A 22792-nucleotide genomic window follows, 5' to 3' on the forward strand; every position below is an offset into this window, starting at 1 on the left:
TTTCACCTTATACGTGGTAGTTATAATGCTTTCCTCCAGATGGGGGGGATTTAGACGAATCCGATTTTTGAAAAAAACCAGATTGTGAAGGAGTATTGTCCTCTCTCGATGAATATACAGTCTCCCCTTCCTCATTTTTGATTTGATTGGCGTCTATCATTTCTTTTTTAATCGTGACTCCCCCATTTCTCCCGTTTACAACAACGTTGCTTTTAAAGTTTTCGCCGTTGTTTTTAACGCCCCTGTTTATGGTGTTTTCATCTTTGATTTTTCCAGATTGACCACTCAGATCAGTCTCCATTCTAGTAGTAGGCTGACCAGTTACCATTCTGCCAAGTCTACTACTGTGCATAGTTACACCTTCGTTTGACGCTTTTGTATTAGTCACTCTTGGTCTAAAGGGCTGTTCAGTCGTTGTTGTATTAGAACGCTGTATTGGCTTTTCTTCATACGGAACTGAGGAAACTGGGTAAGAAATCGGCATATCTTCTCCGATCTCACTCTCTTCGCTTGAAATTGTTTCTGAGTTCCTCAATCCACTTAATTTCTGTACTCCAGAGTAAGCTTTCTTCCCCAACCACATACTGCCTTGGCCAATTTTTTGGGTTCCTTTTCCGATAAGGCCTCCAGCCGCTCCGCCAATTACAGCTCCTTTTAGGGGATCCCCAGCCATAAATCCGATAGAGGCCCCTAAAACAGCGCCAGCACCTTTAGCTCCTTGATTTAATGCGAAACCTGCGACCTTTTTACTTATATTTGTCGCCTTATTTCTGAAATTCGGCTTACCAGACATTGCACTAGAAGACGAAGTACCAGAAACGGTTCCTCTTGTCCCCGCAGACGTAGCATCACCAGGCATACCGCCGATCGCGTCAGATGAGCTATTCTCTCCTACCAACTGGTCTTTGGACGCGCTCGTCTTTCCATTATTAACACTGTTTGATTTCTTTCCTGAAAACATTTTACTCATCGCAAGGATCGTGCCGAAACCTAAAGCTCTCCCCGCTCTAGAGTCTGGCTGCTCAACCCCTAATAGACGTTGAACAAGATTTTGTATGGAAGAAAAACCAAACAGATACGCTACAATCACCCAATTAGAAATACCTTCACTACTAAAATGAAGCAATAAAAAAAATAGCCCTAATGCTAGAGCATGGGCTAAGGGCAATATCATATTGGCAACAAACTGATCCCACCACGTTTGCAAAGCGTTGCGATAGCGAGGAAACAGCGTCATTATGCAACACGGAACGAATGTGATTATGAGTAGCATCAGGTTGATGGATCGTATGGTATAGTCGTAGTTTAGTTTTGCAGTCATAAGTGCGGCTAGCAGAACTAAAATTGAAACGATAAATCCCCGATAACTAACCATATTATCATATCCGGCTTCACCTGTCCCCCAAATCGTATTGAGGAACAATCCTGGCTGAAGTCCATAATCAACCATAACCGCCCAGATTAAATCCGTAAACCAACTTACAATGGTGGCTATGAAATTCCATAGATATACACCAAATCTTAAGGATATCAGCCCAACAACAAAGGCTGTTGCATAATCCTTTGCTTTCGTTCGCCCTTCCCCGGTATATCCGTGCCAGAGAAGTAAGAACGCTATCAGTATAAGAGCAATAAAAATAGGATACGGTATAAAACGTTCCAAAGCAGTATAGATCGCGTCTATCGCATTCATCATTCCCTCGGAAAATACTCCAAGGTATAAACTTGATCGAAGGTCTTCCGTACCCCCTTGCAAGAACCCATCACTTGTTGATTCAGGATTTTTACCGAAAACCAACAAGGTTACATCTTTCATACCAAAAGACTTGATCAAAAAATTAGCTGCTCCAATTAAAACATCTGAAAGGGTTCGTTCCATCAAGCCAGGCTTATTATCCTCATCCTCATAATATTGCTCGACCTGTTTACCTATGATGCCTTTTTCACTAGCTGCCATAGCTGGCGTTGCGAGAGCAAAGCTGTGAACCAGCATTAGTAGCATACAAGTAACTATTGTAATACGGCGCAAAGTAGCTCTCTCCCTTCCTATGCTGTTCCTTCAGCCCTTGCTCTTTCCTTGATATACCGTTTCCGCTCGGCGTATAACGGATCATTGGGGTCTGTGGTAAACAACATATGCTCGAATGGAGCTGCATCTACATGTACTATAGCCGATTGATTGTCCACTTTGACGAGCATATCTCCCTTACGAGCTTGATAAACGAGAAAGTCTGCTTCACCTTCGGTTAATGCTAATTTCCCGCGAACAGCATCAATATCTAAAGCTTCCTGAATACCAATAATTTTGATTGGGCTGTTTTTAATTGCAGCCATCCCAGCTTGAGAACGAGTAAATACCTCCAAGCCCTGAGTAACAGGGACGATCCCTGTATTAGTTGCACGCCCCTCCCGAAATGCACTCTCTGCCCAAACAGCTCCAAAATCTTCGTCAAGAAATATATTCTGGCATTCCTCAATAATAAGGAGTTTCTTAACCTCTGGATGTTTCTTCGCCCAGCGTTCCATCATCCAACGCTCTGTAACAAACAAACCAATTGGACGCATGATCTCCGGATCAAGCCGATTGATAGCAAAACCAAAGATTGGCGCATTCTTCAGTTCTACTGTAGAAGGACCATCAAATATCGAATATGAACTCATTTCACCTTTTCGGGTAAATGGCTGCAGCAACTCACTTGCTTTTCGGATCGCTTCACTTTTATGGGCATTCATTTTCTCCCATAACCCAATCAATTCAGGCATTGCTTTTCTTACCTTACCAGTCCTGAAAATGCCTTGACCTTGCATCGTTTGATCTGTCGTATATAAGCTCTCAGGGTCTGTAGTTATCTCGTACTCCGCATACTGCTGTCTTATAGCTCGACCAATAAATACTTTCACTTCGCCAGTTAATACACTACGGTCATAAACAGAAATCATTTTAAAGACTAATGCCTGTACAGAATTCGCCGCTTCTTCGATATCAACAAATCTTGTCCCGTCTGCAAGTTCTGTAATGTCAACATCATATGGATTGATACGATGCTTAGAATGCTCGTGGAGTTCAATAAATGGGCAGCCCAAAGCACGAAGAAAGTCGCCGTACTCTCCCTTCCAATCAATAATTCCAATTTGCCTTCTTAGATGTGAGGAACGATGTGTAACTAACATGGTCACAAACGTTTTTCCGGCACCTGAACGTCCAATGATGCACATATTATAATTCGCTAGTTCTGGATGCCAGTTGTCCAGCCACACCGGGCGGCCCATCCTATCTTTACCTATTACAACACCACTACGATGATTTAAGCTACCTCCACCCCATGGAAAAAGATCGGCCACGTTAGAGCTTTCCAATGAGAGAATGTGCTCTTTTTGAACTGCCGTAGCTTCGGCAGTAGGTAATACGGATTGCAGCGCCGCAAGCTGTTGACCATCGGCTGAACGGAGATAGATCGACTTCCCAGCAAAGCGCTGAACAAGTGAGCGACACAGTTTCATGAGTTCTTTCCATTCAGGGGAGCTGACGATTACCTGAATAGACACTCGAAAACTTCGTTCAACATTCAATCGAATGCGTTTTTGTCGCTCTTTCAAGTCTGCAATTTCATCTCTCATGGCATCAATCTTACGAACGTCCTTTTCATCAGCCAAATCTGATAACAATCCTGCTATCCGTCTGCCGATCTCATCTAGTTCTCGATCATTTGATGACGGCTGGACATGGATCGCTAAGTCTACATCTCCTTTACCATGATCTGCTCGAATTAAGGAATCCAGCATCCCTGCCCAGGTATTGCCCGAAGAAATCTCAGCATAAAAACTACGAAAATATCGAGTTGGTGTAATTGTTCCACCGACTTCTACCGCATAGTCATCAAGCTTAATTTGGTTAGCACTTTTATCTTTCGGAATTGTTTCTCTAATAAATGAAGGGGCAGCGAAGTCAGCTCCACTAGCTTTCCCGGTATCAAGATGAGACTGGGTTTCATTTCCCAGCCCCTCACCTTTTTTATTCCTTTTTATAAAATTGAACACTTCCATTCCACCTTCTTATACCGCTAATTTATCTCCACAAACTTTACATGTACGGACAAGCTGACCGCTTAAATAGCTCAGTGAAAATCTTACACTCCCACAAGGACAAACTCCGGGCCTACTTGGAACTTGATCAATTTCATTTTGCCTGACCTTTTTAACGGCATCTGACCAGGTTCCTTTACGCATTTTGCAACTCTTCCTGTGTTAAAGAGTGCTTTGATCTTTTGAATGAATCTGATCGTATTGCATCAATCATCCGCGCTTGTGGAGCCAGCTCACGTTGTAAGGTTTGGTAGGTATAGTTCCATATTCCCGCCTTATCCAGACGCTGATATCGCATTCCTACTTGTTCACAGAAGCCATATAAGATGTTCTCTACCTCTTCTAATACTTGCAATGCCAGATCAGATTGCTCTTCTTCCGATAAGTTATTTTTCTTAGGAGCGGCTTTGTCCAAAATCGCATTCATTCTCCCTGCCCCTGCCACACCTGTCTCTGCCTTCAAAGGGTCGTATTCAAAAATAATATATCCGTGATAATTTCTGATCGTGCCTTGATCCAAACTCTCTATCAAATATTGTCTTACCAAATCCCCCGATTTCTTCAGGTCAGGATAATCATCAGGAAGCTCTTGAACCGATTGTCCGTAGGCATCCGTATAATCCTTCATCTCAAACAGTTGGGATTGCGTGATGAATGTAACCGGTAATGAGATCGTGTTAATGAGGCCAAGAAAGTTAAGCCAAACTGCTTTGTTTTCCTCAATTGAGGCATTATCCAGGATAATAGGTTCGACTTCAACTACTAAACGATATTGATTGCCATTTTGAGCAAGTCCATCCCATGTGATTTTGGAATTTTTCGCTCCGATCAGTTCCTGAACGGTAAGTGGTTTCTCTTTTTTTTGATAGTTCATAAAATAGAACACTGCTGCCGCTAAAACTAAAATGAGCATCAGGACCATATCACGCTCCTCCTTTCTTATACAGATATCTTCTTCTCCGCAATCTCAGCCGAAGCATCAGATAATAATATTTCCATACCGGGAGGTTAGTCCCGGTATGTTTGAAATAGCAAAGATACATGCAGAATAAGAACGGTATAGAATAGTGGAGCCTTGAATAGAACCAGTCTGTCCCAATGCGCGGAACCACCTTGGACATCTGAACAGACAGATACCCCCCAACTGTCCACCATGCCGCCTGACTGAGACTTAGGCCAATGCCAAAGATTGTAATGAACTTTTCTTTGATCGCACTTTTGTACGGTATCGGATGATATTGTCCCCACATAGCCAATTCCTCACAGTTTGGACAGGTCTATACCAAATAATTTGAAGACCGCGCCCAAGATATCTTCCGTCCAAAATGATAAAATTAAGAAAGCAAGGAAAAACACAATTTTTCCTTTCGTCTCTCTTAAAGTGTCCGGGGAAAAACCTGCCCGAAAATAGCTGATAGCAAGCCACAGCCCAAAGATAATTGTGAGTGTCACAAAAATGCGCCGCGCCATATCAACACCAGCAGTGGTTGATTCATCTACCTTTTTCTCCAAATTAGATACTTCGCTACCTTGGCTGCCTTGAATTCTCTCCTTGATGCTCTGTGCATGTACAGAATTCTGAAGAGGGACAGCACTGAACATAAACAATAAACCTGCCATCATAACTACTAAAATCTGCTTAAGCCTTTTCAAGTGGATAACCTCCCTATTTGCATACTCCTACTCGTTTGTCTTTCCGAAACTTACTTACCGACCACGCAATACCATACTTTTTGCTAATCCAACCTTTAAACATGCAATCCCCTCCCTTCATATGTTCTCGATAAAAGCAAAAAAGCTCCCACAACAGTGTGTAGAAGCTTTTGATTCCATTAAGCGATATAAAAATGACTATAACCACCTAGTACCATCCATGCTCCCCAAGCGGCAATTGCAGGTCTCAACAAAAACAGGTGGGATTCCAAATAACGGAACACCACATTTCCAACGATGCGGCCATAGCAAGGCAACATTGCCTGTTATTACATCCAATAACAGATGGGATACATAACCAATTAAAAAAGGCCATTGCCAGCTTGTATGAATGCTAAGCAATAACCATACGCAAAGTCCAAAAATGATGCTGTGTGTCAATGTTCTCTTTCCAAAAGTAGCCTCTAAGACACTCGGCAAAACAGGAATAAAACGCCCTAGTAAGCTGTTCTGACGATCTATATCCGGCAATAAGGATGATACTGCTACAACGGCAAGCTGGGCTGGAGAGTGGATGCCGATCACCATTGCGGCGGTCACTCCGCCAACTAGATGAGAAGCCCCATTCATACCGCTACCCCCTCTGCCATCATCTGCAAGAATGCTTCAACCACTCTTGGATCAAACGACTCTCCACTTTGGTCTTTAATATAGTCCAACACTTTTCCTATAGGCCACGCTGCCTTGTACGGTCTATCAGAGCATAGAGCGTCAAACACATCACATACAGCAACAATGCGACCATACAGCGAAATTTCTTCACCCATAAGACCATGCGGATATCCTTGTCCGTCCCAACGCTCATGATGTGAAGCAACAATCTCCCTCGCCGCTTCAATCTCTTCGCCTGTATGTACAGATAGAATGGATAATCCGTACTCTACATGCCGTTGCATCAACCTATATTCCTCTTCATTAAACTTTTCTTTCGATTGCAGTAAGTACGTTGGAATAGCTATTTTACCAATGTCATGATACAAGGCTCCCTGACCCATCAGATGAATCTCATGCTCACTTAGTCCCAACTGATGCGCTAATGACATTGAAAGTTTACTGACTCGCCTAGCATGATTACGATCAAGCATATTTAGCACATTTTCTAAAATCAATTTTGCTCCTCCTTAAGCATCTGCTTTAATTTAGTTTCAAACCACTGGGCGGCCTCGCTTCCGGTATCCAACATCTTTTGCACAGATGCCAATAACCGCTGAGCCTTCTTTTGCTCCTGATCTTCATCTTGCTTAACAAGTTGATCCGCCCCCTCTTGTTTCAGAATGGCCTTGCGCAATTCTCTAGTGCTCATAGATTCATCGCCAGCTTTTATCAACATAGCAGCCGGTTCATTTGAATGGCTAGCTACGCGATGGTGATACCAGCTCAAGTCTGGATGTCGCGATTCAGGTGTAGGGAACGTCCGATAGACATGCACCAGCTCCCGAATTTGCGCCGGGCTGATTCCAATCTGCGAGGACAGGAATTTTTGCTTGGCTCCGGCAGCCAACATTGCATCCAGCAACTGCCCTTTAACGAACCTTGTTTCTTGCTCTTGTTCATCAATCTGGATGTACGCTTGCAGTAGTTCCTCAACCTTGGGCTGAGGGGCTGGCTGGGCTGGAGGAGGCTGATAGCTCAGTTTCAAAATATCCGCCACTTCCTCCGGTGTTAGCCCTTCACGCTTGGCAACGATAGCGAGCAATTCATTTCGATCCAGGTTACCGTCATGAAACAACCGATGATGCCAACCGCACAGGTGGATCAGGTTCTCCCTCCGATCATCCCCGCCAGCCCCACGAGTACGAATATGATGAGGTTCACCTTCTGCTGGATGACTACAACGTTCTCCAGTAACAGGGTCAATGTACTCACAGGTATGTCCAGATTCCTCACGTATGTTCTGGATGTTTTCTCTACTACGAATTCGTTCAGGCTTTGTTAATGTGCTCATATGAACGATTCCTCCAGGCTAATTATTGAGTTAATGACAATATTGGAGAAGAGCGGCGCAAATCTATGGCCTGTAGCGCCACAAGGTATAGCTCTCTATCCCAAGAGCACAGACCCACGGATAAATCAAAATCACGACCATTCCAAAGATTCAGGCCAAGCTCCAACAAGCATCTAGTTTGTCCGGTAAGCGGAGCTGTATCACCAGTTGTTTCCCCGCAATCTCTTCGTATGACAAAATTACACGGATCAACTAAATAATCAAAGTACCAGTCAAATGGCCCATGTACTTGTTTTTCCAAAGTGAAACATTTAAAAATCTCAGGATATGCTCCGATGTAACAAGCAGCGCAATAATCTCTTGCCTTTTTTACGTCAGGAAATTTCGCTGCAATACGTTGAAAATTAATTTTGTGTTGTTCGTTAGCAAAGTACATCCTTCCCACCCCTTTCCACTTTCAAGAAAGTTTGTCATTAATCAATGGCTCTCAGACTCGACAATTAGCTTCATGGCAGTTCTCTGCTTTCCTTCAATCGTCACATCCACAAAAGCAGGGATACAAGTCAGGTTGATACCTTGGGATGATACATACCCCCTAGCTACAGCTACAGCTTTAAGCGCCTGGTTGACAGCTGCTGCACCAACGGCTTGTAACTCCAGCTTCACCTTTCCATCGCGGATGCCTCCAGCCACAGCACCAGCTAGTGCGTTAACCGAAGATTTTGAAGATACTTTAAATACATTTTCAGACATATTAAATTCCTCCATTTGACTTATTAAGAGTTTCCTTACTCTCTATAAAAATGCAAAAAGCCTTCGACTGATTAAGCAGTCAAAGGCTGTCTATTGTATTGCATTGAATTTTTCGTTTAACGTATCACCACATGTAGGATCTGGAACTGAGTCATATTAAGATCGGCTGTCATCAAGTAGTTCATAAGCCAGTGCGGAACCTTTACAAAAGTTTCATTTAATTCAGCCATCAGACATTGTCCATCCCTCCATTTCCACGCACCCTACTTTAAACCCATTCCAAGAAAATACAAACCAACGAGTCCCGCAGCCATATTGAGCCACCCCAATGCCTTCCCTCTGATCTTAAGGAGTCTTAGAATTGCAGCAACCGCTAAGGATGGCAATAAAATGTACATAGCTAGCAGCTTTATTAATTCCATTCCCAGCAAGTTAAGTGTATTGTCATTAGGGATAACATCCAATATTTTCACCCTCGTAGTCGAATTATTTCGACATTTAGGAGAAATATCCTTTTGAGCATGAAAAAAGCACCTGTTAGGGTGCTTTAATATGTTCCATCTCTAACTAACCTACCTTTAGGTGTTGGATGAAGCGACTCAAACCAAATAATTCTTATGTTGTTTTCGTATTTAGGATGAGTGTCTCCGCCCGTTGTGAACGCTCCCCGACCGATCCATAACAACCCATTCTTTTCGAGTTAATGAATGTAGTAAGCTAGTTCCTTTGCATGATTAGCAGGATCTTCTTCATCAAGCAGTCCGTGAAAATCAGATAATTGCTGAACTTTTCCGGTTACTAGCTGGCTCAGAATCCAAATTTGTTCTTCGTTTATTTCCACTATTTTCGTCTCCCAACCTCATATTTCGACAACAGGAAGGATTGCCCTTCTTTTACATAGAACTTTCTTCCTATGAGAGGAGGTGAGTAGTAGCATGCCGAATCAGCACATTGTACCGCACAAAGACGGCTGGGCTGTAAAACCAGAAGGTAGTAACAAACCGACGAAAGTAACCGATACTAAACAAGAGGCTGTAAAAATTGGTCGGCATATCGCGAAAAACCAAGGCACAGAACTAGTGATTCATGGTAAAGATGGTAAGATTCAATCTAAAGACAGCCATGGTAGAGACCCTTATCCTCCAAAAGGATAAATAGAGCACACTAAAATGAGCCACGTCATCTAATGACGTGGCTCCAAATATGCCGGTTATTTATCCCGGATTACTGGATTGATTAATTTTCAACCCAACTCTCATCCCAAATAATGTAGCCTGCTCCTGCACTTGAAGTACTTCCAGATTCAAATACGACCGTAAATTTAGTTTCTCCGTTGGTCACAATTTCATTGGAAACGACCTTACCATCTTCAACTTTACCTGATGCAACAGATGAGCCTTTCGAATCTAAGATAGTGTAGTTCGCCTTTCGAATAAGATCATCTTCGTTATCCTTATAACCGATCAATACACCGATCCGCTTAGTTCCAGTTGGGACCGTAAATCCAAAATCCGTTTTTGCAACGTTCACGTCGGTTACCACGAACGCCTCATTATATTGCGTTTCTCCGAACAACAATTCCTCTTTATTCCGTGTGACACCGCTGTTTGCGTAATTCTTAATATGTTTCACCGTTTGATCACTGAATGCTCTTCTTTGCCCAGGTTCAGACGGGGTACTTTCCTTATTGTTGGTAGTTGTGATGGCTATCTGCTGCTTAACTGGATCAAATGTTACTTCAGCTCCAGTTGCTTCAGCGACAGCTCGCAAAGGTACATAAGTTGTCCCTTGATAGCTGATTGGTACGGCCTTATTCCCGTTGGCATCTTTGGGTGTCCATGCAGATCCGTCAAGAAGGAACGTAATACCATGATTCAAACTGGCCTGAATTCGTTCCAGCGTACTCGCCGCCGAAGCCCCGGCTGAAAAAGATAGCACAACCACACCGACTATTCCGACAGAAAACAACCATTTCTTCATAGAAATCCACCATCCTTCTCTAAAGTATATATTATGTATTTCATATAATATGATATTATTTTTCCCAAAATAATACAATATATCAATTATCGACCTATTTCGAGAGAGGAGCGCTTTTTTGTCACTTACTTCTGAATTTGAGCCAGATCCTCCAATACTAGGATGATTTGCGCGAATGCGTTGCTACCATTAGGCAGCGCTTAATCTCACAAGATCCTTCTCCTGGATAGAATGTGTTATTAATGCAATAACAGACCTTGAAATTAGGGGCTGATAGGACCAGGGAGGGGATTCTCCATATCTGCTTGAAGCATCATGCCTACTCAGCGCCCCCCATTTCTCCCCCCTTAGTGCCCTCAGCCCATTCGCCAAAAGTGACACCCACCACAACCGGCGCTTCAAAGACTGTTAAAAGTGCGCACGCGTATGCCCTGAGTTTTAAGGATCATCCTCCTCAACTTCAATCTCTTCCCATGTATAACTCACATTCTCTTTGATCCATTTTTGCACAGCTTCATCCAACGACGTTTTGACTTCTGTTTCTGTTGAGTTTGAGGCTTCCCATGATATTTGCAGATCAACATCGTATGTATCCTCATCTAGCTCACCAAAGATAAATTGAATACGCACATCTTTTGTGATTATCATCCATCGTCTCCTTTTAGCAACTTGGCCCCTGAAATCCATGGTCACTGTAATTTATATAGATTAAGAAAGAAGACCACCCGCCGAAGTCAGGAAACCCTTGATACACAAGGATTTTTCAGCATTTTGGGGTGTCACCTTTTCGTGACACATGTGTCTCCTTTTGGTGACACCCCCTACTCACAAAAAGCCTGCTTTTTGAATGATAATTATTAGATCTCCTTACCTTTTTGCATTTCCAAAAATTTTTTCCTCTTAACCAACTTCCCATATTGTCCATGCGGATCAACAACGGCTTTGATCGGCAATTTCACTCCAGCCTTTTCCAAAACATTGTAATGAATCATCAACTGGACAATCCCGCTTTGAAGTTTATTTTTGTCTCCACAGCATATAATCTCTGGATTCAAGAAAAATGGCCGCCTTGTGACATGGCGACCGTGAATTTTAAGTTCATGAACATTGGTAAACTCAAACATAATCCCCTTTTTAATTAAATCTGAAATCATCTCACTCGTTTTTTGCCGACTTCGCTTCAGATACGTTGCAATCTCCGACACTGAACAATATTGCCCCGATGTAGGATCGACAATAGCATTAACGTTCATTTTAAGCATTGGAGCCAGTGTAAAGATGAAGCTAAACTCAGCACTAGTTAAATATTGAGTCTGACATAAATAGGCTATATTTTCATCAATGGTTTGAGAGAACCTTGTTTGATTTACTGCTCTCTGCCTTTTGCGTACAATCATGAAGCCTTGTTCATTGGCTTTGGCTTCTTCATCATTGACCTTACCTAGATCAATCTCAGTTCGCCTTTTCGCCTTCAATTCTGCCTGTTGAAGTGTCTGCTTTAACGCCCCAATCTTATCCATATACCTTCCTCTGCCCTGTAGGAATACTCTGCATATTACTCTCTATCCGCTCCCTTAGCGCTGTATTACGCTGCACCATCTTGTTGTTGCTTATAGCCACACTAAGTGCCTTACGAGTTCCAATCATGACACAGACACCCTCAGCTCTCGTCAGGCCAGTATAGATCAGATTTCGAGCCAACATAACGTAATGGCTGGTAGAGACAGGCATAATAACTACAGGGGCTTGTCCACCTTGAGCCTTGTGTATGGTAATGGCATAGGCCAAGAGCAAGTCTTTTAATTCATGCTTACTGTAGACCACTACTTTCCCGTGAAAATCACAGGCAAGCCCTATTTCATCCGTCAACTCGCCTTCTTCATCCTTCACTAAGGCTGTACCTATGACAACGCCAATATCACCATTTAAAATCTTTTTCTTATAGTCATTACGAATCTGAATAACCTTATCTCCTTGACGATATATACGCCCAACGGTCTTTATCTCGGCTTTATCTAGTGCCGGAGGATTCACCGCCGCTTGGAGTGCATTATTCAGTTCCTCAGTGCCAATTACACCTTTCTTCATTGGGCTGAGAACTAGAATATCTTCTAACTTATGCCCCTTGTCCAAAAATCTCAGTACACTGAGCACAACCAGATGAGCAATCCGTTCAGGCTCAGGCTGCTCGATGAAAAAGAAATCGTCTTTATTTTTATCAATGACGATCTGTTCTCCATTATTTATGCGATGAGCATTCATAATGATTTGGCTTTCTTGCGCCTGGCGGAATATCTCTGTTAAACGAACATGCGGAACTCCTGCTGTGATCATGTCGTGTAAAACATTACCCGGCCCCACAGATGGAAGCTGATCGCTGTCTCCTATAAGGACCACTTTTGTATTTGGCCCGATTGCCTGAAATAGATGATAAGCCAATTGCAAGTCCTTCATCGACACTTCATCCGTGAAAATCAGGTCAAACGGCAACGGCATATCATCCCCATACTCTGGTTCTGCTCCTGGTCGGAAGCCAAGCATCATATGAATAGTTGAAGAGTTCATTCCCGTCAGTTCTCCAAGCTTACGAGCTGCACGGCCTGTAGGCGCACATAGCCCAATGGATGCTTCGGGATAGTGCTTTTTATATATGTCGATCATAGCCTTTACCACAGTTGTTTTGCCGGTGCCTGGATTCCCTGTAACAATTAGAATCTGCTGACGAAACATTTCTCTAATGGCTTCACGTTGCTTATCAGCCAAAACTATACCATGCTTCATCTGATACTGTTTGATTGAATTTTCTATAGAAGGCATAGCTCCGCCACTCCGGGTTGCCATGCAAGCCAGCTTATGAGCAAGTTTATTCTCATAGATATACAGGTGCTTCGGATAAATCTTATCTTCTTCCCATATTACTTGTTCGTGAGCTGCCATTAACTGAAGCTCTGTTTCAATATCCTGTTCTGAAACGCCTCGTAAAAGCTCTTTAGTCCGATCAATTAGTTCGTGTTCAAAGACAAAGCAATGACCACCCTTATAGCACGTCTCGTTAAGAACATGCTGTAACGCTGCATTTAAGCGATACGGTGAGTCCATACTAATGCCTATTGTCATAGCTATCTCATCAGCCTTAAGAAACCCGATTAGATGAATCTCCGTGAGTCGATATGGGTTGCGCCGCACAATATCAACGCACTCGTTCCCCCATTGCTTATACATTTTCGTTACAGTATCCGCAGAAATTCCGTAGGGCAACAGCGTCATCATAATCTGCTGAATTTCAAAATTGCTTTTAATGCTATCTGCAATTTTCACTGCACTTTTCGTGCCAATCCCCTTAATACCCATTAGACAAGCGGCACCCTCATGCATAATTCGTTCCAGTGCTCGATCACCGAGCTTTTGAACGATCAATTCAGCAGTTTTCACTCCGCACCCTTTGACGAATTTAGAACTGAGGAAGGAAATAATCTGGTCCTTGGTTTTAGGCAAAGGCCGCTCCCAGTGATCTACAGCAAACTGTAGTCCATATTTGGGGTGAGTCTCCCACTTACCATGAACAGTAATCCGCTCCCCTTTGTTTACTCCGTAAAGATTGCCTTTAATGGCAAAGGGTTCACCGCCGTTTTCCGGCTGCCAACGCGCTACACCAAAGGTATCCTCCTCACTCAAACTACCGTTACGTGGATGGATGAAGTACACCACATGGCCTGTGCTCGTTTCTAGTAATGGTGCTTCCATCAGCTAACACCTGACTCACGAAGATATTTAAACAATAAAGTTATCAATGATCGCGGTGATTGCAGCCATTTGCTTTGAAGATCAACAGAGTATATAATTTTGTCCAAAAAGGTTCTTGGAAAACTCACAATTTCTTTGTTATTTCTTACAAATGCTCGTACCCTTTCAGCCATTCGGTTCTTATGTTGCTGAATGCTTTTCAGTTCCCTTGCCACTACTCCAACCGGCTCTTCAGCCCCCTTTTCAAGCTGTTGTATCGCACTCATTGTGAGTTTGTGGATGGCTGAAATTGCAACATCCAAAGCTTTTAGTGCTTGTACGCGCTCTTCCTTAGTCTTGGCCATATTGACCTCATGCAGAGCATTCTTCATATTTTTCTCAACTTCATCGACTTGAACCTTTTCTTCCGTAGATCCAGGTGCCTCTTGCTCTTGAATAGGCACTGCAACTTCAACTTGTTGTTCCTCTGGCTCAAGCCCTAACATCTTTTGAAACTCTTCGGCTCCGATAACTTGTCCAGAGCCAGTAAATTGTTTTATTACTCCGGGGATACTCTTGATGAGATGCCACACATCGGCAGGTAAATGCGCCGAGCAATTATTTTCATCGACTGAGTAATTCATTTCAATAAAAATATAACCGGGCATAATAGCACGTTTAATCTCTTTTCCAAGCTTTCCCTGACCGAGCAATCGTCGAGTAGTTGTTGTAAATGTATGTACTGCCTTGATCCAATTTTGAGCGGATTCATTTCGAGCAAACGCCCACTCCATCAGCTTTTTAACATTGTTCTCTTTACCAGTCATAACCTGTATTGCAAATGCAGCTCCCATCAGAGTACCTCCTTCATCGTTTTACTCACTACATAGCTTTTTCTTGCTTTGCTTTTCGGCTAGCTTGAATCTCAGCAGCGTATTTGATATTTAAAGCTGCCAGCATTTTGTGCAGCTTATTCCAAGCTTTTTCAGATAAACCAGGGTTATATGGTTTTGAGATTTGCATTCTAATAATCGCCTCCAACAAAGTTTCTATAAAGAATACTTTTTTGAAATTATGTTTTCATTTAGTTTACTTTTGAGGTAAAAAAATATCATCAGGATACATATTAAAAAATGCTGCTATTTTTACTGCAAGATCATAGTAAAGTTTCCTTTTACCGTTCTCGATTTGCCAGTAGTAAACCTTACTTATCCCTACAGCATCAGCGACTTCCTGACAAGTTTTATTATTATTTTTTCTTATTTGCTTTAAAGTCAAGAGCACTATGCAGCACCTCCTTGAATAAACCATTAGTGAACTATACCCAGTATATGTTAGCGTTTAGTGAATTGTCAATGAATAATTTCTATTTAGTTAACTACATTGAAGTTAGCCGCTCGTTAACTTATTATTAAGTTAATTGAACTTGTTCTGGAGTGATTAAATTGTCTTTTCCCTATCGTTTAAAGCAACTTAGAAAAGAGCATAAGTGGACACAAGAAGAGCTAGGTGCAAAACTGAACCTAACTAAAGTTTCCATTTCAGGTTATGAAAATGGAAATAGAACTCCTGACATGGACACCCTCATAAAAATATCAAACGTCTTTAATGTGTCTATCGATTATCTCGTAGGAAAATCAGATGTACGTTCTGTTGATTCACCCATTATTTCCGGACAAGTCTTGAAGAATTCAATCACTAATTCTCCAAAGCCACCACTTCTTGAACAAATTTTTTTCGATGGTTTTTTAGAGGCTTCAAACGAAGAAAAGGAAGAAATTATTCGCTACTGGCATGAAGAAATCAAAAAGAAAAAGAAAGTACCTCCTACAGAAAAAGACACTGACGAATCCGCTTGGGATTTGAAAGATAAATAATTCTATAGCCCTTTAGGGCTTTTCTTTTACAGTTTAAACAGAACATACGTTCCGTTTAAACGTGTTTTCAAAGCTTAGAACACCATAATCACCAAGAAAAAGGACGATGTTTCATGAACTTAAACTTAGAGCAGCAAGTGAATAAACTCTTGAATTATCTCAATATCCACTACCCACACGAAATCGACATCGAAGCCATCGCTTATGCTTGTAAAGCCGAAGTCTTTCCAACTTCAATCCGCAGTCATTGTATCGCCCATCCCACAAAAATAGGATGGAGCGGTTTATATATCAACGATCAGTTATCTCTGCCTGAATGGCGACAGACCGTAGCCCATGAGTTGTGTCATCATGTTCTACATGTAGCCTCCCACTTAGAAATATCGAACTTACATATCCAGCGCCACGAAATACAAGCAGCACATTTCGCAGAGTATCTGCTTGTACCCCTTCACATGATCAATCATGACGATATTGCACACATCAATTACCTTGATGAAGGTATTCGCTGGATTGCTGAAGAATTTGTCGTTCCACTCGACTTAGCCAAAAATAGATGGGAAGCCTGGAATGCACAAAACATTAATGCTTAAGGAAGCGATGTATAAATGCGTGTTGCTATCTATATTCGTGTATCAACAGACATGCAAGCAGAAGAAGGTTTTAGCATTGAGGGGCAACGTAGTCGTTTAATCAGCTTTGCAGAATCACAGGATTGGGTCATACACGACTTTTACGTTGATGATGGCTATTCAGCAAAAGACTTAAAACGCCCAGATATGCAGCGTATGTTGGAAGATATGGAGAAGAAACTGTTTGATGTTGTTCTCGTTTACAAACTCGACCGCCTTACTCGTTCCGTAGGCGACCTACACTCCCTACTTAAAACATTTGATCTTTATGGCGTGAAGTTTAAGAGCGCTACAGAGATTTTTGAGACGACGACAGCAATGGGGAGGTTCTTTATCACCCTTGTCGGTGCAATGGCTGAGTGGGAGCGTGGGACGATCTCAGAGCGTGTACGCTTCGGAGTCGAGCAAATGGTTGCGGAGGGGCGACGTCCAGGTGGCGTAGTGCCCTATGGATACACGCAGGACGAGCAACTCATTCCTGAAGAGGCTGCACTGATTCGTGAAGTCAGAGATTTGTATATGAGTGGTAAAGGTTATAAATCTGTGGCTATGATTATGAATCGCTCGGGTAAGCTTCGAAGAGGGCGAGAGTGGACTGATGCTACCGTTGCCTACACATTAGAGAACCCATATTACGCAGGTATCATTAGGATTGGTTCAAAGACCCCTGCTGGTACATACGTTAACAGCAAACGAGATGAGAGGGTAAAGTGCGTATATGGTAAAGGATCACATGAACCTATTTTTACTCAAGAGGAGTATGAAGAACTCAAGAAATACATGAAACGGAAATCTCAAGGCGGATTCAGCAAAGTTGGTGAATACTGGTTTAGTGGCGTTTTACGTTGTGGTCGTTGTGGAGCAGCTATGTTTGGACGATTGACAACAAAAAGAACAACAACCAAAGGGATTGTCCGTACTCAATACTATATTTGCTCTAACCGTCATCACAGTAAGACGTGTGATCTCCCTATCTTTCGCCAGACACACATCGAACATTTGGTGTTCCAGTACATTAATCAAATTCAAGAAGATATGGAAAAACTTAATGAAGAGGCTATGAAAATATTTGCTGATGAAGGAAAAAAGAAAAGTGCAATCGACAGCGCCAAACGCGAGCTTTCAAAGGTAGCTGAACGTAGGGAAAAGTGGCAGTACATGTTTGTTGAAGGCTTGATTGGGAAGCAGGAAATCCGTAAGAGAATGGCTGAAGAGGATAAGCGTGAGAAGGAGATTCGCCAACGGATTGCACAAGAACAAAAGGCTTTTTCTGGCATACCTCGAATTGAGGAACTGGTTGGATTAGCAGAAGGCTGGGCGTATTTCGATGATCAAGAGAAAAAAGAAATTATTCATACTGTCTTTGATAAGATTGTAGTAAACACCGACTTACGAAAAATTAAAGGTGTGAAAAACAAGTTTTTTGATGCTTACATCCAAGAGATTTCGTTCAACTAAAGACTCCATGATTAATTCACTACCACAATACCCACGATGGACTCCTTTCATGTATATTGTGGTGTTGATTCCAACTCATTTTTCTATACCACAATACCCATGATGGAGAACCGTCATGGCCGGTATTCATCGCCTGGAGCATGTCCAGTGCCTCCCTGCCCCGGACCTCCCCGACGATAATCCGGTTGGGCCTCATCCGCAGCGAAGAGCGGATCAGGTCACGCACCGTGATTTCTCCCTTTCCTTCGGTGTTGGCGTTTCTTGTTTCGAGCGACACGAGATTCGGCACCGTTACGATTTGAAGCTCCGCGGAATCCTCAATCGTAATGACGCGCTCGTCGGGAGGGATATACTGGGAGAGCGCGTTAAGGAACGTCGTTTTCCCCGAACCCGTTCCGCCGCTGATAAACATGTTGTATTTGCTTTGAACCAGGCATTTCAGCCAGTCCGCAACCTCCCCATCCAGCGAACCCTTGGCGACAAGGTCGTCCATGGTCATCGGGCGTTCCGGGAATTTCCGTATCGTCATCGTCGGTCCTTTCAAAGCGACCGGGGGAAGAACGATATTGACCCGCGAACCGTTCCGCAGCCTGGCATCCACAATCGGCGAGCTTTCGTTCACCACCCGGTTCACCCCGGCTACAATGGTTTGAATAATATCCTCAAGCCGCTCCTTGGATTCGAACCTGACGGGCAGACGCTTCACCTGACCATCCTGCTCCACAAAAATATCCTCATGGCCGTTGATCATAATTTCGCTAATGCTGGCATCGTCCACGAGCGGCTGCAGAATATCCAACCCGCGGAACGAGTCATACAACCGGCGGACCCATTTGCGTTTTTCAGATGCCGTTAGTCCCGAAAACCGTTCTTCATCAAGCACCCGCCTCTCGATATAATCCATCAGCTGATGGTCTTGCATCGAGGAGGTTACATCCAGACCCGAACGAATTTCCGCGCGCAGCGTTATGAATATGTCATCCTGCATGCTCCGTCCTCCTGTCGGTCAATTCCAGGCACAGCCTCATGAGATCACGCTGGTACACAGGAGAATGCATGACTCCCCCACGGGTTCCTTGATTCCATGAAGGGATAAAAGACAACATGGCCTCTACAACCATCCCCTTTCTCGGCAGCGGAACCGTCAATTCTCCCGTCACCCGACTGGCTGCAAACAGCGCTTTTCCCATAATGGCGTTAAATAAAGCCGGACGAGACCGCTCCAGATGATCCAGGCAAACCCCGGTTTTTCTCATGACGCTCCAATCATCGGCCAGCAGCCAGACCAGTTTGTCCGACATTTCGAGGATTGCGTCCGTCCGACCGTTCGGAAAGGAATCCGTATCCACGATGACCAGATCGTAAAGTCCGCTGCCGGCGATATAATCCAATAAACCGGCGGTATCTCCGGATCCAAGCTCAAGCAATTCATCCGGGTTGTCCAATGGCATAAAAGTATCCCCTTGCAAAAAGGGATGGCGGTAAGCATAGGAGGAGACCGGGGTTTTCAACGCCTCCCTTCGGTCTTCCGCCGCTTTCAGATCATAGAGCAGCCTTGCCAAACCGGGGCGGTTTCCTCCTCCGCGGGCCAACTCCTCTCTCTCCGAATCCCCCGCCTGCACCGCTTCCAAATTCAAATAAAATACTTTGTATCCTTCCGCCGACAGCTGTCTGGCAAGGTTCATCGCAACCGTCGTTTTCCCCAACCCTCCCACGGCCGAGGTAATTCCGATCACCCTAGCTCTTCCTTCTCTTTCCGGACCCTTGTCCCTGATCAGATCCAGCAGCGAAGATAAGAGCATGTGGAGGGGTTGATATTTCGCCAATTCGCGATCGTTCGAATTTTTCTTTCCTGAGTCGACAAGCCTGATAAATCGAATCCTTCCTTCTTGCCTTAACCCCGCGGACTCCAGGAAGGAGTCTTCCCCCAATACGGCGTCCACAGAATCCCCGCACTCCTTCAAAAATTGCAAAAACGACTCCTTCCGGCTAAAAGCCGTAATCATCAAACGCCGGTCATACTCGCTGCATCGAACGTAATGAAGAAACGGCTCGATATACTGCTCATCTTCCACGGCCAAGACGATTCTGACCGGTAACAAGGCGACCCCTCCCAACGTCCGGGAACGACAAAAAAGCACCGTCCAATAACCGATTCCTCGGTTTATGGACGGTGCTCCCGTTCCCGAATTCCTTAAATTCACAGATAGAATAACACAGATATAAATACGAGACAAGTCCCGTTTTCTATAAAAATCGTTTGCGGATTTCCGGAGTCGGGACCATACAAGCATCATCTTTGCCGAACCAGCGATATCTGTTGGCCGCGACCAAGTCATATATCCGGTCCCGCAGACGCCTTGGAACCCATCGCAGGACGGTCAGGAGCGGCCAAGGGAATCTAAGTCCTCCCGCGATCCGAATCGCCGCCGAAGAGCGCGTATGCACTTCTCCGTTTTTATCGATCAGTACGATGGTATCCATGCTTTCCGAATCGACTTCCGTTCCGGCGAGCAATCGGCGCCCGATATCGGATTGCTGGGAAGCAAAACGAAAGCGGCCCGACGGATCCCTTTTGATGATAAATTTTACGGCACCCTGGCATAGATGGCAGACCCCGTCAAACAGGATAACCGCATGTGCTTCCGAATCATGTTTATTTCCACGCATCCGCTATGCCTCCGTTATCCGCTCCGGAATTGAGGGTAAAAAAAACACGGGGTATGATCCCCCGCGTCTGTGCCCCGAAATCCGGGTCCTTATTCGCCCAAAACCTTGCCGATCCACTGTCCTTCTTCAATTTGCTGGTGGATCTCGCCCGAAAATTTCTCCATGCAGTTGCAGATGAAATCTTTGCGGCAAACAGGGCAAGGTGTCTTCTGTAAACGGCTGATATTTGTCAGACGCCATTCAGGGAATCGATGGTAAAATACACGGCATTCGGTTCCGTCGGCCAGCTTGACATTGAATTCGTATAAGCCTTCCTTGTCGTTGCTTCCGGCCTTGGTCACGTTCTCTACATTCGGTCTGTAAGACATGGTCATCACCCGTATCATCAGATTAAATACACAGTTTTAGTACTTAGACATATTAATTAATTTTTCTAGGCGTGTCAACTTGGCGCAATCTTCCACGGTCAATTTCTCCGGCATTTCTATTATATTGTGCCCCGGCGTCATCATTTTATAGCTGCAAAAAGTTTCCCTAGACAAAAATTATTGAGGGAGTACAATAAAAAAAGGGGTGAGATACCATGAATGAAGTTCATGACAAAAAAGGAACCGGTATCTCAGGAGGCTGGAAGTTGAACGGCTCGCAGCCGTCCCTGCCGGAAGCCCATCGCAGCATGCGTATTCCTGCGGCCGGTTCCTGGTTCAGAAAATTTCTCGCATTTGCCGGACCCGGCTATATGGTAGCGGTCGGTTACATGGATCCCGGTAACTGGGCTACAGATATTGAAGGCGGATCCCGCTTCGGATATACATTGCTTTCGGTCATTTTAATTTCAAATCTCATGGCGGTTTTGCTTCAAGCCCTTTCAGGCAAGTTGGGTATCGTTACCGGTAAAGACTTGGCTCAGGCATGCCGCGATCATTACTCCAAACCGGTTGCCGTCGGATTATGGCTGCTTTGCGAATTGGCTATCACTGCAACGGATTTGGCCGAGATCATCGGAGCCGCCATCGCGCTCAATCTGCTGTTCGGCCTGCCGATCATATACGGGGTAATGATAACGGCGGTAGATGTTTTGCTTATCCTGTTGCTGCAAAACAAAGGGTTCAGGACGCTTGAAATCTTTGTCATCGTCCTCATCGCGACGATCGGGATTTGTTTCGGCGTCGATCTTATCCTGGCTAAGCCCGACTTCGGCCAAATCGCCTCGGGTTATGTGCCGAGCGCCGAAATCGTCAAAAATCCGGAAATGCTGTACATCGCCATCGGCATCATCGGCGCAACCGTCATGCCGCATAACTTGTATCTGCATTCGTCGATCGTGCAAACCAGACAATATGAACAGACCTCTGCCGGGAAACGGCAAGCGATCAAATATGCCGCGCTGGATTCCACCGTCGCGCTCACATTTGCTTTGTTCATCAATTCAGCCATCCTGATCGTGTCCGCCGCGACGTTCCATTCGGCCGGCCTGACCCAAATCGCCGATATCAGCGATGCCTATCATATGCTTACGCCGATCGTCGGCACGACGCTGGCCAGCGTTTTGTTTGCGGTCGCGCTGCTGGCCTCGGGGCAAAACTCCACTTTGACGGGCACGCTCGCCGGTCAAATCGTTATGGAGGGCTTCGTGAATATCAGGCTGGCCCCTTGGTTGCGGCGATTGATTACGCGCTTGCTCGCCATTATCCCTGCGGTTATCGTGACTGCGATCTACGGTGAGAGGGGAACCCAGGATCTGCTTATTTTTAGCCAGGTCATCCTTTCGCTGCAGCTTCCGTTCGCGGTCATTCCGCTGGTTAGATTCACATCAAGCAAGGCCAAAATGGGCGAGTTCGCCAATAAACCATGGATCAATATTCTCGCCTGGCTGATTGCGGGCATTATCGTGATTTTGAACGTATATCTGCTTGTTCAAACCCTATTCCATTGACGAAAAAACCGCGGGGGCTCTG

Annotated in this window: 25 protein-coding genes and 1 pseudogene; 5 read left to right on the top strand and 21 right to left on the bottom strand. The window is 44.3% G+C overall.

Annotation, left to right across the window (positions count from 1 at the left end):
• Window positions 1–7 precede the first annotated feature (7 nt).
• From ACSFXJ_RS19885 to ACSFXJ_RS19930, 10 genes are all read right to left on the bottom strand, one after another.
• Window positions 8–2029 (bottom strand): hypothetical protein, encoded by a 2022-nt coding sequence (locus tag ACSFXJ_RS19885; RefSeq protein WP_435922113.1) that lies wholly within the window; start codon window positions 2027–2029, stop codon window positions 8–10.
• Window positions 2030–2046: 17 nt separating this feature from the next.
• Window positions 2047–4044 (bottom strand): helicase HerA domain-containing protein, encoded by a 1998-nt coding sequence (locus ACSFXJ_RS19890; protein WP_068779925.1) that lies wholly within the window; start codon window positions 4042–4044, stop codon window positions 2047–2049.
• A gap of 175 nt (window positions 4045–4219) precedes the next feature.
• The gene (locus ACSFXJ_RS19895; RefSeq protein WP_068779924.1) at window positions 4220–5005 is read right to left on the bottom strand and encodes a hypothetical protein; all 786 of its coding nucleotides are present in this window, start codon (window positions 5003–5005) and stop codon (window positions 4220–4222) included.
• 338 nt (window positions 5006–5343) lie between these two features.
• Entirely contained in the window at window positions 5344–5736 is a 393-nt protein-coding gene (locus tag ACSFXJ_RS19900) for a hypothetical protein (RefSeq protein WP_068779923.1), read from the bottom strand.
• Window positions 5737–5934: 198 nt separating this feature from the next.
• Window positions 5935–6366: a metal-dependent hydrolase gene (locus ACSFXJ_RS19905; RefSeq protein ID WP_435922114.1), complete on the bottom strand. Its 432-nt coding sequence runs from the start codon at window positions 6364–6366 to the stop codon at window positions 5935–5937.
• Window positions 6363–6905, bottom strand: coding sequence for an HD-GYP domain-containing protein (locus ACSFXJ_RS19910; protein WP_068779921.1), 543 nt, complete (start codon window positions 6903–6905; stop codon window positions 6363–6365). Before ACSFXJ_RS19910 ends, ACSFXJ_RS19905 begins: the two co-directional genes overlap by 4 nt.
• Window positions 6902–7741 (bottom strand): HNH endonuclease, encoded by an 840-nt coding sequence (locus ACSFXJ_RS19915; RefSeq protein ID WP_148466555.1) that lies wholly within the window; start codon window positions 7739–7741, stop codon window positions 6902–6904. The genes ACSFXJ_RS19910 and ACSFXJ_RS19915 overlap by 4 nt, the downstream gene beginning before the upstream one ends.
• 22 nt (window positions 7742–7763) lie before the next feature.
• Window positions 7764–8177, bottom strand: coding sequence for a hypothetical protein (locus ACSFXJ_RS19920; RefSeq protein WP_068779919.1), 414 nt, complete (start codon window positions 8175–8177; stop codon window positions 7764–7766).
• A gap of 41 nt (window positions 8178–8218) precedes the next feature.
• Window positions 8219–8494 (bottom strand): stage V sporulation protein S, encoded by a 276-nt coding sequence (locus tag ACSFXJ_RS19925; protein ID WP_068779918.1) that lies wholly within the window; start codon window positions 8492–8494, stop codon window positions 8219–8221.
• Window positions 8495–9194: 700 nt separating this feature from the next.
• Window positions 9195–9335 carry a hypothetical protein gene (locus ACSFXJ_RS19930; protein ID WP_157259343.1) on the bottom strand — a complete coding sequence of 47 codons (141 nt, stop codon included), beginning with the start codon at window positions 9333–9335 and terminating at the stop codon, window positions 9195–9197.
• A 94-nt stretch (window positions 9336–9429) separates the two neighbouring features.
• Between ACSFXJ_RS19930 and ACSFXJ_RS19935 the strand changes: the two genes are divergently transcribed.
• A complete protein-coding gene (locus ACSFXJ_RS19935) occupies window positions 9430–9648 on the top strand; it encodes a DUF2188 domain-containing protein (RefSeq protein ID WP_036645538.1) in 219 nt (72 codons plus the stop codon).
• Between the two features lie 82 nt (window positions 9649–9730).
• Here the strand turns inward: ACSFXJ_RS19935 and ACSFXJ_RS19940 are convergent, their stop codons facing one another.
• From ACSFXJ_RS19940 to ACSFXJ_RS19970, 7 genes are all read right to left on the bottom strand, one after another.
• The gene (locus ACSFXJ_RS19940; protein WP_229520980.1) at window positions 9731–10474 is read right to left on the bottom strand and encodes a stalk domain-containing protein; all 744 of its coding nucleotides are present in this window, start codon (window positions 10472–10474) and stop codon (window positions 9731–9733) included.
• Window positions 10475–10912: 438 nt separating this feature from the next.
• Complete coding sequence (locus ACSFXJ_RS19945) at window positions 10913–11122, bottom strand: hypothetical protein (RefSeq protein WP_009226492.1); 210 nt, start codon at window positions 11120–11122, stop codon at window positions 10913–10915.
• Window positions 11123–11331: 209 nt separating this feature from the next.
• The gene (locus ACSFXJ_RS19950; protein WP_068779917.1) at window positions 11332–11994 is read right to left on the bottom strand and encodes a hypothetical protein; all 663 of its coding nucleotides are present in this window, start codon (window positions 11992–11994) and stop codon (window positions 11332–11334) included.
• Window positions 11987–14218 (bottom strand): SF1B family DNA helicase RecD2, encoded by a 2232-nt coding sequence (recD2, locus tag ACSFXJ_RS19955; RefSeq protein ID WP_068779916.1) that lies wholly within the window; start codon window positions 14216–14218, stop codon window positions 11987–11989. The genes ACSFXJ_RS19950 and recD2 overlap by 8 nt, the downstream gene beginning before the upstream one ends.
• Window positions 14218–15051: a transcription termination/antitermination NusG family protein gene (locus ACSFXJ_RS19960; RefSeq protein WP_009226490.1), complete on the bottom strand. Its 834-nt coding sequence runs from the start codon at window positions 15049–15051 to the stop codon at window positions 14218–14220. Before ACSFXJ_RS19960 ends, recD2 begins: the two co-directional genes overlap by 1 nt.
• Window positions 15052–15079: 28 nt before the next feature.
• A complete protein-coding gene (locus ACSFXJ_RS19965; protein WP_156124767.1) occupies window positions 15080–15220 on the bottom strand; it encodes a hypothetical protein in 141 nt (46 codons plus the stop codon).
• A gap of 66 nt (window positions 15221–15286) precedes the next feature.
• Complete coding sequence (locus ACSFXJ_RS19970; RefSeq protein ID WP_009226489.1) at window positions 15287–15481, bottom strand: helix-turn-helix transcriptional regulator; 195 nt, start codon at window positions 15479–15481, stop codon at window positions 15287–15289.
• Between the two features lie 161 nt (window positions 15482–15642).
• On the opposite strand from ACSFXJ_RS19970, the gene ACSFXJ_RS19975 reads away from it, so the two are divergent.
• The 3 genes from ACSFXJ_RS19975 (at window position 15643) to ACSFXJ_RS19985 (ending at window position 18164) form a co-directional block, all read left to right on the top strand.
• On the top strand, window positions 15643–16074 hold the full coding sequence (locus ACSFXJ_RS19975) for a helix-turn-helix domain-containing protein (RefSeq protein ID WP_009226488.1): 432 nt from the start codon (window positions 15643–15645) through the stop codon (window positions 16072–16074).
• 113 nt (window positions 16075–16187) lie between these two features.
• A complete protein-coding gene (locus ACSFXJ_RS19980; protein ID WP_009226487.1) occupies window positions 16188–16667 on the top strand; it encodes an ImmA/IrrE family metallo-endopeptidase in 480 nt (159 codons plus the stop codon).
• 15 nt (window positions 16668–16682) lie between these two features.
• Entirely contained in the window at window positions 16683–18164 is a 1482-nt protein-coding gene (locus ACSFXJ_RS19985) for a recombinase family protein (protein WP_009226486.1), read from the top strand.
• A 100-nt stretch (window positions 18165–18264) separates the two neighbouring features.
• On the opposite strand, the pseudogene ACSFXJ_RS19990 reads toward ACSFXJ_RS19985, so the two are convergent.
• From ACSFXJ_RS19990 to ACSFXJ_RS20005, 4 genes and pseudogenes are all read right to left on the bottom strand, one after another.
• Window positions 18265–19152: pseudogene (locus tag ACSFXJ_RS19990) on the bottom strand (CpaF family protein); the annotation flags it as partial.
• Window positions 19142–20266, bottom strand: a complete 1125-nt coding sequence (locus tag ACSFXJ_RS19995) for a hypothetical protein (RefSeq protein ID WP_435922115.1) — start codon at window positions 20264–20266, stop codon at window positions 19142–19144. The gene ACSFXJ_RS19995 and the pseudogene ACSFXJ_RS19990, both read right to left, overlap by 11 nt.
• Window positions 20267–20411: 145 nt before the next feature.
• Window positions 20412–20834, bottom strand: a complete 423-nt coding sequence (locus tag ACSFXJ_RS20000) for a thiol-disulfide oxidoreductase DCC family protein (RefSeq protein WP_435922116.1) — start codon at window positions 20832–20834, stop codon at window positions 20412–20414.
• Between the two features lie 89 nt (window positions 20835–20923).
• Window positions 20924–21202 carry a hypothetical protein gene (locus ACSFXJ_RS20005; RefSeq protein ID WP_435922117.1) on the bottom strand — a complete coding sequence of 93 codons (279 nt, stop codon included), beginning with the start codon at window positions 21200–21202 and terminating at the stop codon, window positions 20924–20926.
• Window positions 21203–21417: 215 nt separating this feature from the next.
• On the opposite strand from ACSFXJ_RS20005, the gene ACSFXJ_RS20010 reads away from it, so the two are divergent.
• On the top strand, window positions 21418–22770 hold the full coding sequence (locus ACSFXJ_RS20010; protein ID WP_435922118.1) for an Nramp family divalent metal transporter: 1353 nt from the start codon (window positions 21418–21420) through the stop codon (window positions 22768–22770).
• The last annotated feature ends 22 nt before the right edge of the window (window positions 22771–22792 follow it).

This window comes from Paenibacillus salivarius, assembly GCF_051307165.1.
Lineage (GTDB): Bacteria > Bacillota > Bacilli > Paenibacillales > Paenibacillaceae > Fontibacillus.

Bases quoted from the DNA above. Each gene is read 5' to 3' on its own strand.
- ACSFXJ_RS19940 (WP_229520980.1), bottom strand. From the start codon at position 10,474: ATGAAGAAATGGTTGTTTTCTGTCGGAATAGTCGGTGTGGTTGTGCTA.
- ACSFXJ_RS19925 (WP_068779918.1), bottom strand. From the start codon at position 8,494: ATGTCTGAAAATGTATTTAAAGTATCTTCAAAATCTTCGGTTAACGCA.
- ACSFXJ_RS19905 (WP_435922114.1), bottom strand. From the start codon at position 6,366: ATGAATGGGGCTTCTCATCTAGTTGGCGGAGTGACCGCCGCAATGGTG.
- ACSFXJ_RS19945 (WP_009226492.1), bottom strand. From the start codon at position 11,122: ATGATAATCACAAAAGATGTGCGTATTCAATTTATCTTTGGTGAGCTA.
- ACSFXJ_RS19980 (WP_009226487.1), top strand. From the start codon at position 16,188: ATGAACTTAAACTTAGAGCAGCAAGTGAATAAACTCTTGAATTATCTC.
- ACSFXJ_RS20005 (WP_435922117.1), bottom strand. From the start codon at position 21,202: ATGTCTTACAGACCGAATGTAGAGAACGTGACCAAGGCCGGAAGCAAC.
- ACSFXJ_RS20010 (WP_435922118.1), top strand. From the start codon at position 21,418: ATGAATGAAGTTCATGACAAAAAAGGAACCGGTATCTCAGGAGGCTGG.
- ACSFXJ_RS19985 (WP_009226486.1), top strand. From the start codon at position 16,683: ATGCGTGTTGCTATCTATATTCGTGTATCAACAGACATGCAAGCAGAA.
- ACSFXJ_RS20000 (WP_435922116.1), bottom strand. From the start codon at position 20,834: ATGCGTGGAAATAAACATGATTCGGAAGCACATGCGGTTATCCTGTTT.
- ACSFXJ_RS19895 (WP_068779924.1), bottom strand. From the start codon at position 5,005: ATGGTCCTGATGCTCATTTTAGTTTTAGCGGCAGCAGTGTTCTATTTT.
- ACSFXJ_RS19960 (WP_009226490.1), bottom strand. From the start codon at position 15,051: ATGGGAGCTGCATTTGCAATACAGGTTATGACTGGTAAAGAGAACAAT.
- ACSFXJ_RS19950 (WP_068779917.1), bottom strand. From the start codon at position 11,994: ATGGATAAGATTGGGGCGTTAAAGCAGACACTTCAACAGGCAGAATTG.
- ACSFXJ_RS19965 (WP_156124767.1), bottom strand. From the start codon at position 15,220: ATGCAAATCTCAAAACCATATAACCCTGGTTTATCTGAAAAAGCTTGG.
- ACSFXJ_RS19915 (WP_148466555.1), bottom strand. From the start codon at position 7,741: ATGAGCACATTAACAAAGCCTGAACGAATTCGTAGTAGAGAAAACATC.
- ACSFXJ_RS19890 (WP_068779925.1), bottom strand. From the start codon at position 4,044: ATGGAAGTGTTCAATTTTATAAAAAGGAATAAAAAAGGTGAGGGGCTG.
- ACSFXJ_RS19920 (WP_068779919.1), bottom strand. From the start codon at position 8,177: ATGTACTTTGCTAACGAACAACACAAAATTAATTTTCAACGTATTGCA.
- ACSFXJ_RS19935 (WP_036645538.1), top strand. From the start codon at position 9,430: ATGCCGAATCAGCACATTGTACCGCACAAAGACGGCTGGGCTGTAAAA.
- recD2 (WP_068779916.1), bottom strand. From the start codon at position 14,218: ATGGAAGCACCATTACTAGAAACGAGCACAGGCCATGTGGTGTACTTC.